Source organism: Rhodobacter maris, from assembly GCF_900217815.1.
GTDB lineage: Bacteria > Pseudomonadota > Alphaproteobacteria > Rhodobacterales > Rhodobacteraceae > Rhodobacter > Rhodobacter maris.
This window is the reverse complement of sequence record NZ_OBMT01000001.1, coordinates 234,548-248,589: the sequence shown is the minus strand read 5'-3', so window position 1 is coordinate 248,589 and position 14,042 is coordinate 234,548. Positions and strand designations below refer to the sequence as shown.

The following is a 14,042-nucleotide window of genomic DNA, read 5'->3' as shown; positions in this document are numbered from 1 at the left end:
GCTCACCCGGGCAGGTTGACGGTCAGTCGCGCAGGCCAGGGGGTGTCGGCGCGGGTGCGCACATAACCGATGCCGCGCACCCCCGATTTGATCTGCGCCTCGAATTTCGCCAGCAGCGCGCGCGGCACGCTCAGTTTCACCCGGAACACCAGTTCTTCGCGCTGTTCGGCGGTTTCCACGTTCTTCGGCGTGAACTGCGATTGCGGCGAGACGAAGGTGACAGTTGCAGGGATCACATATTGCGGCACCGGGTCGAGGATCATCCGCGCCTCGTCGCCCACGGTGAGCGTGCCCACCACCGAGGCGGGCAGATAGACGTTCATATAGACATTGGAGAGGTCGAGCATGGTGATCACCGGCGTGCCCGCGGCGATCACCTCGCCCGGCTCATGGAGCCGGTAGAGCACACGCCCGCGCAAGGGCGCGGTGATCGTCAGATCCTCGAGCGCGAGCGTGACCTGCTGCTGATCGGCTTCGGCGGCGGCGATCGAGGCCACCGCATCGCTGATCTGCGCGCGCGCCATCTCGACCGTGGCTCTGGCGCTGTTGAGCGCATTCGTCGCATCATCAAGCGTGCTTTGCGCCGAGGTGCCGCTCTCGTGCAGCTTCACCGTACGGTCATAGCTCGTCTGCGCAACGGCGAGCGCGCTTTGCGCTTGCATCAGCGTGGCCTCCGCCACCGCCTTCGCGGCCTGGGCCCGCATCACCGCCGCCTTGGCCGCGGCGAGCTGGGCCTTTTCATCGGCCGTATCCATCTGAGCGACCGGCGCACTGGTCGCGAGCAGGTCGCCCTCCTCGGCGCTGACCGCTTCGATCCGTCCGGCATATTTGCTCGCCACATCGACGGTCTGCGCCTCGATCCGCCCGTTCGAGCCGTAGATTCCGTCTTCTTCGGGGGTCTGGCGCAGCTTGTCGAGCAGCGCGGCAAAGCTCGTTTCCGCCTGTGCGGGGAGGGCGAGGGGCGGGGCCAGCGCGAGCGCAAGGAACGGGGCGAGCGTGCAGGGCAGGGCGAGGCGGCGAAGGACGGGCATGCGGGCTCCGGAGCAATGACAAATCGAACGACTCGGTTCAGGCTAGCGCGATCAATCGCGCGGGGAAAGCCACACCGCGCCCCCCGCGTGCAACAGATCGTGTGTCGCGAGGGCCCGATGCGCGGCTTTTTCATCGACCGGTGCTGGAAAAACAGGCGATTGCCCCTGTTCGTCTGCGCCTCGCATGGTTTTCCGGCTCTGCGGCGCCTTGACACATACTAAAATACTCGGGATTGGCGGAGTAGTTGACGTCAACAGTCGGAATACTGGACCCCATCGTTGAACCCGAGAGGTGCGAGACCATGAACATGCCCTTCCATCCAGATCTTCAGGCCTTGCCCCTGGCCCTCGCGCCCCTCGGCGTCTCGCTTGAAGTGCGCCGTCTCGCGGGGGGGCAGGCCTTCACCCAGCGCATGCTGGCGATGGGACTCGGTCCGGGCCGGGTGGTGCAGCTGATCCAGCGCGAGGGCAGCCATGTGGTGCTGGCGATCGGTGAGACCCGTTTCGGCATCGGCCGCGGTGTGGCGCAGAAGATCCTTGTGACCGAGATCGGGGAGGGCCGGGAATGATGCAGGCACCGGTTCAGGGGCAAGGCACGCCGGCGGCGGGCACTCTGAAAGACATGAAGGTGGGCGAGACGGGCCGGGTGCTGGGGTTGCGCCCGGGGGCGGGGAGCTACCGCAAGAAACTCCTGTCGATGGGGCTCACGCCGGGGGCGCTTTTCACCGTCCAGCGCGTCGCGCCAATGGGCGACCCCGTGGAAATCGCTGTGCGGGGCTTCCGGCTCACGCTGCGCAAGGCCGAGGCCGACGCGATCGAGGTCGAAACGCTGCGGGGAGACGGGCAATGACAAAACGGATCATCGGGGTCGTCGGCAACCCCAACTGCGGCAAGACCACGCTTTTCAACGCTTTGACGGGGGCGCGCCAGCAGGTCGGCAACTGGCCCGGCGTCACGGTCGAACGCAAAATCGGCCGGTTCCGCCATGAGAGCGCCGAGATCGAACTGATCGACCTGCCCGGCACTTATTCGCTCGATGCCGCCGAGGGCGATCTCTCGATCGACGAGCAAATCGCGCGCGATTTCGTGGCCGGGCACGAGGCGGATATCGTTCTCAACATCGTCGATGCCTCGAACCTCGAGCGCAACCTTTACCTCACCGCGCAACTCCTCGAGATGAAAGTGCCAATGGTGCTCGCGGTGAACATGCTCGACATCGCCGAGGCGCGCGGGCTGAAGCTCGATCTCGCCGCGCTTTCCGAGAGCCTCGGCTGCCCGGTCTTTGGCGTCGTTGCGGCCGAGGGGCGGGGCGTGGGCGCGCTGAAGGCCGCGCTTGCGGCGGCGGAGGCGCTTCCCGCGCCGCGTCGCGCTTCTTTCCATGGGCCGCAGGTGCTGGCCGCCGCCGAGACGCTGCGCCCGAGCATCGAGGAACTTGCCACTGCGCGCCATGTCGATGCCGGCTGGGCGGCGCTTTCGCTGCTGGAAAGCGACAGCCTGCTCGGGCCACGCCCCGATCCGGTGCTGGCGCGGCACCTGGCCGCGATCCGCGCCGATCTGACCGACACGCTTGAGGAAGATATCGACATCGCGCTTGCCGATGCGCGCTACAGCTTCATCGGCACGGTGATGGGAAAGGTGCAACGCGATGCGCGCCGGGTCTCGGTCACCGCCTCCGACCGGATCGACCGGGTGGTGCTCAACCGCCTCTTCGGCGTGCCGATCTTCCTGTTCCTGATGTATCTGATGTTCCTCTTCACGATCGACATCGGCGGCGCCTTCATCGACTTTTTCGACATCGGCGCGGGGGCGATTTTCGTCGATGGGCTCGGCGCGCTGATGGACAACCTCGGCAGCCCGGACTGGGCGCGCGAGCTTTTCGCCACCGGCCTTGGCGGCGGCGTCCAGACGGTTGCCACGTTCATTCCGATCGTGGTCTTCCTGTTTCTCTTCCTTTCGGCGCTCGAGGATTCGGGCTACATGGCGCGGGCGGCTTTCGTGATGGACCGCGCGATGCGCGCGATCGGCCTGCCCGGCAAGGCCTTCGTGCCGCTGATCGTCGGCTTTGGCTGCAACGTGCCCGCGATCATGGCCGCGCGCACGATCGAGCGGCACCGCGACCGGATCCTGACCATCGTCATGGCGCCCTTCATGTCTTGCGGCGCACGGCTCCCGGTCTATGCGCTCTTTGCCGCGGTGTTCTTTCCGGTGCAGGGCGGGCTGATCGTGTTCAGCCTCTATCTCGCCGGGCTCGCGGTTGCGATCCTGTCGGGGCTCGCGCTCAAATCGACCCTGCTTTCGGGCCCCGTCACCCCCTTCGTGATGGAACTTCCGCCCTATCACCTACCGACGCTGAAGGGCGTGGCGATCCGCACCTGGGAGAAGACCCGCGGCTTCACGCTGCAAGCGGCCAAGATCATCGTGCCGATGGTGATGGTGCTCAACGTGCTCAACTCGCTCGGCACCGATGGCAGCTTCGGCAATTCCGACAGCCGCAACTCCGTCTTGAGCCAGATCGGCCGCACCATCACGCCGATCTTCGCGCCGATGGGCATGACCGAGGAAAACTGGCCTGCCGCGGTGGGCGTGTTCACCGGGGTGCTGGCGAAAGAGGCCGTGGTGGGGACGCTCGACGCGCTTTATGAAGAGGCCGGCAAGGCGGATGCCGCCGATGCGGCCGCGGCGGCGGGCGAAGAGGTCGCGGCGGAAGAGGACGCGCCCTTCGCGCTGGCCCCCGCGCTCCTCGAAGCAGTGGCGACGATCCCGGCCAATGTGGGCGATGCGCTCGCGAACTGGGCCGACCCGCTCGGCCTTGGTGCGATCGACGACGAGGCGGGGGCCGATGCCACGCCCACCGGCCAGGCGATGCTGGCGCGGTTCGACGGGGCGGCGGGCGCCTATGCGTACCTGATGTTCATCCTGCTTTACTTCCCCTGCACGGCGGCGCTGGCGGCGATCTGGCGCGAGGCCGGTCCGGGCTGGGCCGTCTTCATCGCCGGCTGGGCGACGGCCATCGGCTGGGGGCTTGCAACGGGCATCTATCAGGGCGCGCGCTTCGGCCTGCACCCGGCCAGCTCGGCGGCCTGGCTCTTCGGGCTCGTGATTGCCGCGGCGGCGATGTTTGGCGGCCTGCGGCTCTGGGGCCGCTGGCAGGATCGGCGCGCCCATGCGCTGGTGGCGGAATAGGGGGCGGTCATGGCTTTGCGCGAGATCGAGGATTATGTCGGCGCCCGTGGCAAGGTGAGCCTGCGCGACATGGCGCTGCATTTTGACCGCGCCCCGGAGGCGATGCGCGAGATGGCGGCGCGGCTGGTGCGCAAGGGGCGGCTCGAGCTGCACCTCGGCGCGGCGAGCTGCACCGCCTGCGCCGCCAAAGGCGGCTGCGTCAATGCCGATACCTATTGCCTGCCCGGCGGCATGGCGCAGGACGGACCCTCCTCGGGCGGGGGGCACCCCGCTCAGGCCGGAACTCATGCCGGAGAGGCGGCCTGCGGCAAGAGCCAGATCCCCTCGTTCGGGGCGGTGTTGAGGCAGAGTTGACAGCGATAGGCACGCGAAAGAAGCGGCGCGGTCATCACTTCGGGGGGCCGCCCCGCTGCCGTGATGCGCCCGCCCTCCATCAGCACCATCCGCGCCGCATTCATCGCCGTCAGGTTGAGGTCATGCATCACCGCGACGACGCCACCGCCCGCCCGCGCGAAGCGGCGCAGAACCCCCATCACCTGCAACTGGTGCCCGATGTCGAGCGCGGCGACGGGCTCATCGACGAATAACCAGGCCGGGCGGCCGTGATGCACCGGCGCCCAGACCTGGGCGCGCACCCGGGCCAGATGCCCGCGCGCCTGCTCGCCCCCCGACATGTCCTGAAATGGCGTGTCGATCTTGGAGAGGAGCCCGACCTCGGCAAGTGCTGCCTCCACGATGCCCGGCAGATGCGCCGAGGCGCCCGCGGCATGGCCCATCGCCACCACTTCGCGCAAAGTGAAGGGAAAGCCCACCGCCGTTGCCTGTGGCAGCACTGCGCGGCGTTGCGCCAGAACGCGCGGCGAGAGGCTGGCGAGCGGGTCGCCGTCGAGGATCACCAGACCCGGGCCGGGCAGATCGCCGGTGAGGCGGCGCAGGAGCGTTGTCTTTCCCGAGCCGTTCGGCCCGACAATGGCGGTGATCTCGCCCGGGCGTGCCTCGAAATCGACGCCCGCGAGCACTGACCGCCCGCCCAGTTTCGCGCCAAGCCCCTCGGCCAGAAGCATGATCAGACCTCCAGTTGCCCGCGCCGCGCGAGCAGGATCCACAAAAAGACCGGCGCGCCGATCAGCGCCATGATGATGCCGATGGGAAGTTCGGCCGGGGCGACGACGAGCCGCGCGATGGTATCGGCGGCCACAAGGAGCGCCGCGCCGAACAGCGCCGAGAGCGGCAGAAGGAGCCGGTGGCCGGGGCCGATGGCGAGGCGCAGGATATGCGGCACGACGATGCCCAGAAAGCCGATGCCGCCCGAAACCGCGACAGCCGCCCCGGTCATCGCGGCCACGGCGAGGATCGCGCCGCGCTTGATGCGCTCGACCGGCTGGCCAAGATGGCGCGCGACCGCCTCGCCCAAGGCCATCGCATCGAGCCCGCGGGCAAGGAAGGGGGTGAGCGCCATGCCCGCGAGCACGATCGGCGCGGCGGCCATGAGTTTGGCCCAGCTCGCTCCCGCGAGCGAACCGAGCCCCCAGAAGGTGAGGTCGCGCAGCTGCGCATCATCGGCGATGAAGATGAGGATGCCGGTGAAGGCGCCCGCCAGCGCGCTCAGCACGATGCCCGCCAGCAAAAGCGTGGCAATCGAGGTCTGGCCGCGCAGATGCGCGACCCGGTGCAGCACCAGCACCGCGACCCAACCGCCCGCAAAAGCGCTCACCGGCACCAGATGCGTGCCAAGTGCGGTCTGCAGGCCGAGCGGCAGGAGGCCGCCCAGCACGATGGCCAGAACCGCACCGAGCCCAGCCCCCGCGCCCACCCCCACAAGGCCCGGATCCGCGAGCGGGTTGCGAAAGAGCCCCTGCATCAGCGCGCCCGACATCGCGAGCCCGGCGCCGACGAGCAGGCCCAGAAGCAGCCGGGGCAGACGGATCTCGAAGAGGATCGCGCGTTCGGAAGGCGAGAGGTCGCGGCTCCAGATCTCCCAGGGCCGGATGCCGGAGGCGCCGAGGCTGAGGCTCGCCACCGCGCTCAGGCCAAGGATCACCAGAAGCACCGCCGTGACCGCTGCCGCGGGCAGCCGGTGGCCCGGGCGGGGGGCGCGGGGCAGGGGGGCGGCGAGGCTCGCCTCGGTCATCTCAGCCCTCGCCGGGGAAAAGCGCGGTATGAAGCGCGCGGATCGCCGGCGCCGTGCGCGGCCCGAAGCCCAGAAGGAACATGCCGTCCATCTCGATCAGCCGCTGCGCTTGCCCGGCCGGGGTAGCGGCAAGGGCCGGATGGTCGAGATAGTCCGCGCCTTCGGAAGGGGCATTGCCGCTGCGCGTCATGACAAGGAGCACATCGGGCGCGGCGGCGGTGATGGCCTCGTCGCCGAGCGCCTTGTAGCCCGAAAAGCCCGGCAGCGCATTCGTGCCGCCCGCAAGCGCGATCATCGCCGCGGCAGAGGTGTCTGTGCCCGCGCCGGTGAGCCGCCCGCCGGAATTCGAGAGCAAAAACAGCACCCGCGGCTTTGGCCCGCCGGTTGCGGCCTCTGCCGCCGCGGCCGTGATCTCGGCATCGAGCTTTTCGGCCAGCGCGGCGCCCTCTGCCGCCATCCCGAGCGCGGCAGCGATCACCCGCACCTTCTCGGCCACGGCGCCGGTGTCGTGCCCTTCGGGCACTTTCACCATGCGCACCCCAGCACCCTCCAGCATGGCGAGCGTTTCGGGCGGGCCCGCGCCTTCGCTCAGCAAGATCAGATCGGGGTTGAGCGACAAGAGCCCCTCGGGCGAAAGCGCGCGCATGTAGCCCACATCGGGGAGCGTGGTGAGTTCGGGCGGATAGGTGGTGGTGGTGTCGCGCCCCACGAGCCGCCCCGTGGCGCCGAGTTCGGCAACGATCTCGCTCACCGCGCCGCCGATCGACAGGACGCGCTCCTGCGCGGCCACCATGAACGGAGTGAGGGTGATCCCCGCGGCAAGGAGAAGCCCTTTCATTGTGCGGCCTCCACGAGACCTGCCTCGGGCAGGTCGGCCACAAGCGCGTTCCAGCCTGCCACCGCAGCGGCATCGGCGCGCAACACGCCGAAGATCTGCGCGATCAGGGCGCCCCGCGCGTCAAAGAACTCGACCGAATGGGCCGGGCCGCGGGCAGTGTTTTTCACCACTGCATAGATCTCGGCGATATGGTCCATGCGCAGATGCAGGTCGAGCCCGTGATCGTAAAGCGTGATCCAGGGGCCCATGTCGCCCACCCGGCCAACGGGGCCGGTATGGATCTCGATGCAGCCCATATTGCCGACAAAGATCATGATTGGCAGGTCCGCCTCGGCGGCGCGGTAAAGGAGCGTTTCCACCGCGCCCGGCGCGAGGCGGCGCACGAAAGGCGCGCCGGCAAGCCGGTAGGCGCCGAGCCGGTTCATCTTCAGCTTCGAACAGAGCCGCAGGAACTGATGCGTATCCTCAAGCGCCGCCCAGCCCTCGTGCAGCGCATCGCGCCGATCGGGCTGGAGCCGCGCAGGCTCGGGCGGGCGGCGGGGCGCAAGCGCGAGGGCCGCATCCTGATCGGGGAGCCGCCGCGCGGCGACGAGCGGCGCCCAGGCGCCTGCATCGCTGTCGGGGCGCAGGTGGATCTTGTGCACCGCATCGCCCGCCGCATCGAAGATCTGCAGCGAGCGCTTGAGCCCCTGCGGTGTTTCCTCCTCAAGCGCGAAGCCATGCACCCAGTGGCTCGGGAAAATCCGCAGGTCGATCGCCTCATTGACCACCAGCGCCGCATGCGGGCCGGGGCGGTAATCGTCATAGATGCCGATCTTCTCGATCACGCAGGACTCGTTGCGGGTGAGCGCCTTGAGCGGCCCGAGCGCGGTCAGGCGCGGGATCAGCGCATCGGGATGCGCGTCGATCCTTGTCGCGCCATGACCCAGCAGGGCGGCCATGATCTCCGCCTCGGCGATGCCCAGCCGGGCCGCAAGGTCGCGGGTATGCGGGCGCGGATCTTCCGCGCGCGCGGCGCGGATGTCTTCGGGGCTGGGCAGGGTCATGGCGGGTCCTTTCTCGGGTCTCAGAAGCGCAGCGTGGTGCCGATGTGGAAGGTGCGGCCCTGGCCGTTCTCGGTGGCCGAGGCGGAGAGCCAGGGCGCATAGACCTCGTCGAAGACATTGGTCACCTTGGCATAGAGCACGGCATTTTCGGTCAGATCGTAGCTCGCGAAGAGATCGACGAGCTCGTAGCTCTCGTCCTTCTGGTAGGGCGTGGTGGTGTAGGTATCGGTGAAGAGCCCGCCCGAAACATAGGTGTACTGCGCGCCGAGCGTGAGCCGGTCCTCCATGAAATCACGCGAGAGCCGCAGCGCGAGCGTGTCATCGGGCAGATACTGCCCCGCGCCGAGGCCGGGCATCTGGCTCGGCAGATGCGAGTCGTTGTGGGTGTAGCTCAGTCCGAGATCGAACTCGGGGTGATCATAAGTGAGCTCGATCTCCACCCCCTCGGTGCGCGAGGTGCCCGCGATATTGGCAAAGGCATAGCCGCTCTGACCCCAGGCATTGGTCATATATTGCGAGACAACGTAATTCTCGACATCCATGTGGTAGTAGTTCACCCGCCCGGTGAGGCTGTCGCCCTGCGTGAAGAGCCCCTCGCGGGTCAGGTTGAAGCCGATCTCGTAGCCTTGCTCGGTTTCCGGTTCGAGCGCGGGGTTGGCGATCATCCCCACGCCGCCGCCCGGATGGGTGCCGCCGAGCATGGTTTCTTGCAGCGTCGGCGCGCGCATGCCGCGCGAGAGCGTGACATAGGGCTGGACCCAGTCGGTGAGCTGATAGGCGACGGTCAGCTTCGGGTCGAGCGACTGATCGGAAATGTCGATCGTGCCCAGGGAAGCCTCGCCGTCGAGGCTGTAGGAGCTTGCGCGCAGCCCGGCGGTGATCTCCCATTTGCCTTGGGTGAAGACGTTTTCGGAAAAAAGTGCGGCCCGCGTCGCCTTGCCGGTGGTCGGGTTCACGCCGCCGGTTTCCCCGCCGAGCCGATCCTGCGAGGCCTCGAGCCCGTTCGCGCTGGTCAGGGTCCAGGCGCCAAGCGCGATCTGCGAGGTGTTGGTGAGGTCGAGCCCCGTGGTGCGAGTGGACATCTCGCGCCCGACATAGGAGCCGCTGCCCGAGACCCATTCGGTATTCGTGCGACCGGTATAGAGATTGGCGCGCAGATCGACGAGCGCGGAGCCCGGCGCATAACGAAAGCCCAGTTTCGCAATGTCGTTGACAAGCTCCTGACCATAGCTCGTGGCGAAGAAGTCGGTCTCGTAATGCATCAGCGAGAAAGTGATCCGCGTGGTCTCGCTCAGGTCGTAGCCCACCTTGAGAAGCTGCGAGGAGATGTCCTCGTAGGTATTGGCGACTGTCGTGCCATCGCCATCGGCGTAATCGTCACCGGTGTGGCGCGAGGCGGCGAAGAGGAGGTCGAAGCGGTTCGTGCGCATCGCCGCCGCCGCCATGCCGGAGGTGGCATGGCCGTTGTCGGTCTGCTCGAGCCGCAGCATGCCGCCCTGGCTGGCGCCCTCTTTCAGCACGTCGCCTGCCTCGAGAGTGCGGAAATCGGCCGCGCCCGCATAGCCGGCCCCCCCAAGCGCGGTCACCGGGCCGCGCGTGATATCCACCCCGGCGAGAAGGTTTTCATCCACGAAAACATACCCCTGTGCGGCATGGCCGGTAAGGCGGTAGGTTTGCGGGACGCCATCAACCGACATGGCCACGCGCCCCGAGCCCTCGAACCCGCGGATGTTGACCGACACGCCGGGGTTGCCCGGATCCTTTTGGGTGAACACGGACGTCTGCTGGCGCAAAAGCCCGTCGAGGTCGGTGGTGGAGCCCGCGCCACGCAGATCCTGCTCGCCCAGATGCGTGGCGTTTTCGCCCGCAAAGATCGGCGTGCCATCCTCGGCATAGCCGATCACGATCTGGCCAAGATAAAGCGGCGTGTCGAGCGCCTCGGCCCATGCGGAGGACGTGGGCAGGGTGAGGGCGGTGCAAACGAGAAGAGCGGCCCGAAGCCGCGGTGCATGGCGCATAGGGATCTCCCAGATCAAGCGGTCTGTGCTTGCTGGCAGGGCGCTGGCATGCGGTTTTCCCAGATCTCCGATATCTGAGTTATTAAGTCAAGATTTGAAATGAGAATGCTGACGCTGCGGCAAGGCCTTGCCGGAGGCCTTGGCGGCGCTAAGCTTGGCAGGCCAGCCCGCCTTGCGCCAGCCCTCCCCTTCTCCTACTCCGGAAAGACCCGATGTTTCTTGCCATGAACCGATTCACCGTGCCGCTTGAGAATGCGGCGGATTTCGAAGCGCTGTGGCTGGGCCGCGAAAGCCGCCTGAGCGAACTGCCCGGCTTTGTCGCCTTCCACATGCTGCGTGGCCCTGAAGCCGAGGATGGCACCCGGCTTTATGCGTCGCATACCGTCTGGGAAAACGAGGCCGATTTTCGCAACTGGACCACGTCGGAGCAGTTTCGCGCCGCCCATGCCGGGGCAGGAGAGAGCCGAAAGCTCCATTCCGGCCAGCCGCGCTTTGAGGGCTTTACCGCTATCCAGAGCCTCGTGGCCGCGGGCTGAGCCCTAGTTGAGAACGAGGGCCCGGGTTTCGAGCAGAACGGCGGTGTCTCCGGGGGCATCGCCCTGAAGGCGGCAGAAATCGTGCCCGGCCTGCCAGAGCATCGGGCAGAGCCTGTCGCCGCAGCGCAGTTGCGCCTGGCCCGAGATCTCGAACTCCTCGGACAGGGTGCCGAGCCCCTTTGCGGTCTCGAGTGCCTGGGCAAGCTGGCGCAGGAACGCGAGCCCCGGCGCGCAGGGGCCATTGCAAAGCTTGCAGGGGCGTGCCTCAACGAGCCGATGCGGCCCGGCCGCGGGCGCAAGAGGAAACGCACCGTCAGCCATCGTCTTCCACCTGAATATGGCCGGGTACGCCGGGCGTCGCGGATGCCTCCGATTGTGCGGGGCGCGGCCGCAAAGTTGGCGGATCAGTTTGCGGCTTACCGGACCAGACCTGCGGATAATCGAGCCATTTCTGGATGAAGTTCCAGGATTGCTCGTAGCCGTCATGGGGCAGGGTGCAGGCAGAGCAATCCTTGCGCGTCAGGCCGTTGCGGTCGGTATAAGTGGCATAGGGCCCGGGACATTCATAGGCGATGAGCGGGCAGTAGCAAAACAGGCAGTTGAAGGCGCGCTTCACCCCGGGATGGCAGGGCAGGAACGGGCAGGCCGCATTGGTGAAGCCCTTGAAGGCCGTGTTGGTGGTGGTGTCTTTCGGCTCCATGGCTTCTCCTGGGGCATAGGCTCGGGCCGGAGAGCGGATGGGGCAGGGCGCGCGGCTCTGGACCGCGCGCATCCATGCCGCCGGGCCCGCCGCCCGGGATGGTCTCTTGGCCCGGCAGGTTTCCTGGCTTGCGGCTCACGCGCCCGATGCCCCTTCCCGGCCCGGAGGCCAGTGGCTTGGCAGAAGGCTCGCCGCTTACAGTTGCGGGGGCAGCGCCGGAATTGCACCGGCTTCCCTCTTGCGCCCGCGGAGAGCTCCGCGGGGCCTGGGCGCCTAAAGCATGAGGGGCCGGGCCGGGTGTGTCAACCGCCTTGGTGACGCCGGAGGCCAATCTGACGCGCCCGGAGCGCTTGACGCCCGCGCCGAATTCCTCTTGATTGGGAACGTTCAAGTTCCGGTGAGCGCCGGATGAAAAGGGAATGCGGAACGGCCCCCGGGCCAGAGCCGCAGCTGCCCCCGCAACTGTGAGCGGTGAGCGACGTCGACACGCCACTGGGCCAAAGCCCGGGAAGGCCGACCGAGCGAAGACCCGCGAGCCAGGAGACCTGCTTGGACGATCACCCTTTCCGGGCGCGGGGCGTGCCACGGAAGCGGCCTGATCCGCAGTGGTGAGTTGTCGCCGTCTGCGGGAGGTTTCTGCCTTTCCGCGACTCTCTCATTCCGGGCCTGCGGGTCCGAACGGAAAGGTTTTGCCGATGCCGACCCTGTCGCGCTTCGCTTTGCTCTCTGCTCTCCTGGCCACGATACCGGCTGTTGCTGCCCCTGCGCAGGAGACCGACGAAGTCTTCGATCTTGATACGATCTCGGTCACCGCCGCCTCCGAGCCTGTGCGGCTGAGCCAGACCGGCGCCGCCGTCACCGTGCTCACCGCGCCCGATCTCGCGGCGGCGCCGCTCTCTTTCTCGAGCCTTCTTGCCACCCAGCCGGGCATTTCGCTAAGCGCGAACGGCGGGCTCGGCACGCAGACCGCGCTGCGCCTGCGCGGTCTGCCCGCCTATTACCTCGGCACCCGGATCGACGGGATGGATGTGACCGACCCTTCTTCCACGCAGCTTTCCTATAACTTCGGCCCGCTGCTCACGACCGGCCTCTCACGCGTGGAGATCCTGCGCGGTGCGCAATCGGCGCTTTACGGCTCCGAGGCCGCGGCGGGCGTGGTCGATGTCACCACCTGGCGGCCGGAGGAGGAGGGCCGATCCGGGGCGCTGGCCGTGGAGGCCGGAACCTATGGCACCTATGCGGGCACGGCCTCGGTCGGTTACCGGGACGCGCGCACCGAGCTTGCGCTCAGCTTTGGCCGCGCGGTGAGCGAGGGCTTTTCGGCCCATTCCGCCGGCAGCGAAAAAGATGGCTTCCGCGGCAGCCAGATCAGCGCCTCCGCGCGGCACGCGCTGAGCGAAACGCTCACATTGGGGGCCACGGTGCTGGCGCAGGACAGCTTGACCGATTTTGACTCCAGCACGGGCGATGCCGACAACTGGACCGACAGCCAGCTGCGCGGCGCGCGTGTTTTTGTCGACTTCAGCACGGGCACGGTGACGCATGAGCTCTCCTATGCCCGGGTCGATGTTCGGCGCGATGTGTATGAATATGCGAGCCACACCTATTTTGACGCCACCCGCGAGACCCTCGCCTATGACGGGCGCTGGGATGCGGGCGGCCCGTTCCGGCTGAGCTGGGGCGCCGAGCACAAGACGGAGGATTTCTCAGTCGCGTCCGCGTGGTCGACCACGGTGGGCGACATCACCACCGATGCGGTTTACGCCGAAGCGCTCTGGGCGCCGCGCGACGATCTCGATCTCGCGCTTGCTTTGCGCCATGATGACCACGAAATGTTCGGGGCCGAAACCACCGCGCGGCTTGCGCTCGCATGGCGCCCGGATGCAGACTGGATCTTGCGCGCCGTGGCCGCCAAAGGTTTCCGCGCGCCCTCGCCCTATGAGCTTTGGAGCAGCTACGGCAACCCCGGCTTCCAACCCGAAGAAAGCCGCAGTTTCGAGCTTGGCGCCGAGCGGGTCTTTGCCGCGGGGAGCCTGCGGGCGACGGTCTTTGACACCAAGGTTGAGGATCAGATCCTGTTCGACAGCAACACCTTCCTTTACTATCAGGTGGATGGCTCCAGCCGCTCAAAAGGGCTGGAGCTTGCGGGCACGATGGATCTGGCCCGCGGCTGGTCGCTTTTCGGCGCCTATACCTACACCGATGCCACCGTCGATGATGGGGCTAATACACGCCCGGCGGCGCGCGCCCCCCGCCACAACCTGACACTTGGCGCCGAAGGGCCACTGGCAGACCGGCTCACGGCGCGGCTGAGCCTCAGCCATGTTGCCGATCTGCGCGACGAATATGTGGATTATGCGAGCTTCCCCTATGCCACGACGCAGGTGAAGCTTGACGATTACACGCTTGCCAACCTCGCCCTGCGGTATGAGCTGACCGAAACCGCGCAGGCGTGGTTACGCATCGAGAACCTGTTCGACACCGACTATCAGACCGCGCGCAATTATGCCCAGCCGGGCCGCGTGGTCTCGCTCGGCGTCGGGCTGCGGTTCTGAGCCG

The 14,042-nt window shown here is 67.5% G+C and carries 14 protein-coding genes and 2 riboswitches; of the genes, 6 read left to right on the top strand and 8 right to left on the bottom strand.

What is annotated here, in order from left to right:
* Window positions 1–2: 2 nt before the first annotated feature.
* The gene (locus tag CRO22_RS01150; RefSeq protein WP_097068274.1) at window positions 3–1,031 is read right to left on the bottom strand and encodes an HlyD family secretion protein; all 1,029 of its coding nucleotides are present in this window, start codon (window positions 1,029–1,031) and stop codon (window positions 3–5) included.
* A gap of 302 nt (window positions 1,032–1,333) precedes the next feature.
* On the opposite strand from CRO22_RS01150, the gene CRO22_RS01145 reads away from it, so the two are divergent.
* The 4 genes from CRO22_RS01145 to CRO22_RS01130 are packed head-to-tail and all read left to right on the top strand — an operon-like array spanning window position 1,334 to window position 4,568.
* Window positions 1,334–1,600, top strand: a complete 267-nt coding sequence (locus CRO22_RS01145) for a FeoA family protein (RefSeq protein ID WP_097068273.1) — start codon at window positions 1,334–1,336, stop codon at window positions 1,598–1,600.
* Window positions 1,597–1,881, top strand: a complete 285-nt coding sequence (locus CRO22_RS01140; RefSeq protein WP_245860844.1) for a FeoA family protein — start codon at window positions 1,597–1,599, stop codon at window positions 1,879–1,881. The genes CRO22_RS01145 and CRO22_RS01140 overlap by 4 nt, the downstream gene beginning before the upstream one ends.
* Complete coding sequence (gene feoB / locus CRO22_RS01135; protein ID WP_097068272.1) at window positions 1,878–4,214, top strand: Fe(2+) transporter permease subunit FeoB; 2,337 nt, start codon at window positions 1,878–1,880, stop codon at window positions 4,212–4,214. Before CRO22_RS01140 ends, feoB begins: the two co-directional genes overlap by 4 nt.
* Before the next feature lie 9 nt (window positions 4,215–4,223).
* Window positions 4,224–4,568, top strand: coding sequence for a FeoC-like transcriptional regulator (locus CRO22_RS01130; RefSeq protein WP_097068271.1), 345 nt, complete (start codon window positions 4,224–4,226; stop codon window positions 4,566–4,568).
* On the opposite strand, the gene CRO22_RS01125 is transcribed toward CRO22_RS01130, so the two are convergent.
* From CRO22_RS01125 to CRO22_RS01105, 5 genes are read right to left on the bottom strand one after another with little or no spacing between them, the layout of a single operon-like run.
* Window positions 4,499–5,278, bottom strand: a complete 780-nt coding sequence (locus CRO22_RS01125) for a heme ABC transporter ATP-binding protein (protein WP_097068270.1) — start codon at window positions 5,276–5,278, stop codon at window positions 4,499–4,501. The two genes, CRO22_RS01130 and CRO22_RS01125, sit on opposite strands and share 70 nt — an antisense overlap.
* A gap of 2 nt (window positions 5,279–5,280) precedes the next feature.
* The gene (locus tag CRO22_RS01120) at window positions 5,281–6,345 is read right to left on the bottom strand and encodes a FecCD family ABC transporter permease (RefSeq protein WP_097068269.1); all 1,065 of its coding nucleotides are present in this window, start codon (window positions 6,343–6,345) and stop codon (window positions 5,281–5,283) included.
* A gap of 1 nt (window position 6,346) precedes the next feature.
* Window positions 6,347–7,183 (bottom strand): heme/hemin ABC transporter substrate-binding protein, encoded by an 837-nt coding sequence (locus tag CRO22_RS01115; protein ID WP_097068268.1) that lies wholly within the window; start codon window positions 7,181–7,183, stop codon window positions 6,347–6,349.
* Window positions 7,180–8,229: a hemin-degrading factor gene (locus CRO22_RS01110; RefSeq protein WP_097068267.1), complete on the bottom strand. Its 1,050-nt coding sequence runs from the start codon at window positions 8,227–8,229 to the stop codon at window positions 7,180–7,182. Before CRO22_RS01110 ends, CRO22_RS01115 begins: the two co-directional genes overlap by 4 nt.
* Before the next feature lie 20 nt (window positions 8,230–8,249).
* Entirely contained in the window at window positions 8,250–10,247 is a 1,998-nt protein-coding gene (locus CRO22_RS01105; RefSeq protein ID WP_097068266.1) for a TonB-dependent receptor domain-containing protein, read from the bottom strand.
* A gap of 212 nt (window positions 10,248–10,459) precedes the next feature.
* Between CRO22_RS01105 and CRO22_RS01100 the strand changes: the two genes are divergently transcribed.
* A complete protein-coding gene (locus tag CRO22_RS01100; RefSeq protein WP_097068265.1) occupies window positions 10,460–10,783 on the top strand; it encodes an antibiotic biosynthesis monooxygenase family protein in 324 nt (107 codons plus the stop codon).
* Window positions 10,784–10,786: 3 nt separating this feature from the next.
* Here CRO22_RS01100 and CRO22_RS01095 read toward each other — a convergent pair whose 3' ends face one another.
* Both CRO22_RS01095 and CRO22_RS01090 read right to left on the bottom strand, forming a co-directional pair.
* On the bottom strand, window positions 10,787–11,104 hold the full coding sequence (locus CRO22_RS01095; RefSeq protein ID WP_097068264.1) for a hypothetical protein: 318 nt from the start codon (window positions 11,102–11,104) through the stop codon (window positions 10,787–10,789).
* Window positions 11,097–11,483 (bottom strand): cysteine-rich small domain-containing protein, encoded by a 387-nt coding sequence (locus CRO22_RS01090; protein WP_097068263.1) that lies wholly within the window; start codon window positions 11,481–11,483, stop codon window positions 11,097–11,099. The genes CRO22_RS01095 and CRO22_RS01090 overlap by 8 nt, the downstream gene beginning before the upstream one ends.
* A 96-nt stretch (window positions 11,484–11,579) precedes the next feature.
* Window positions 11,580–11,767, bottom strand: a riboswitch (cobalamin riboswitch).
* Between the two features lie 88 nt (window positions 11,768–11,855).
* Window positions 11,856–12,050, top strand: a riboswitch (cobalamin riboswitch).
* 128 nt (window positions 12,051–12,178) lie between these two features.
* Between CRO22_RS01090 and CRO22_RS01085 the strand changes: the two genes are divergently transcribed.
* A complete protein-coding gene (locus CRO22_RS01085) occupies window positions 12,179–14,038 on the top strand; it encodes a TonB-dependent receptor plug domain-containing protein (RefSeq protein WP_097068262.1) in 1,860 nt (619 codons plus the stop codon).
* The last annotated feature ends 4 nt before the right edge of the window (window positions 14,039–14,042 follow it).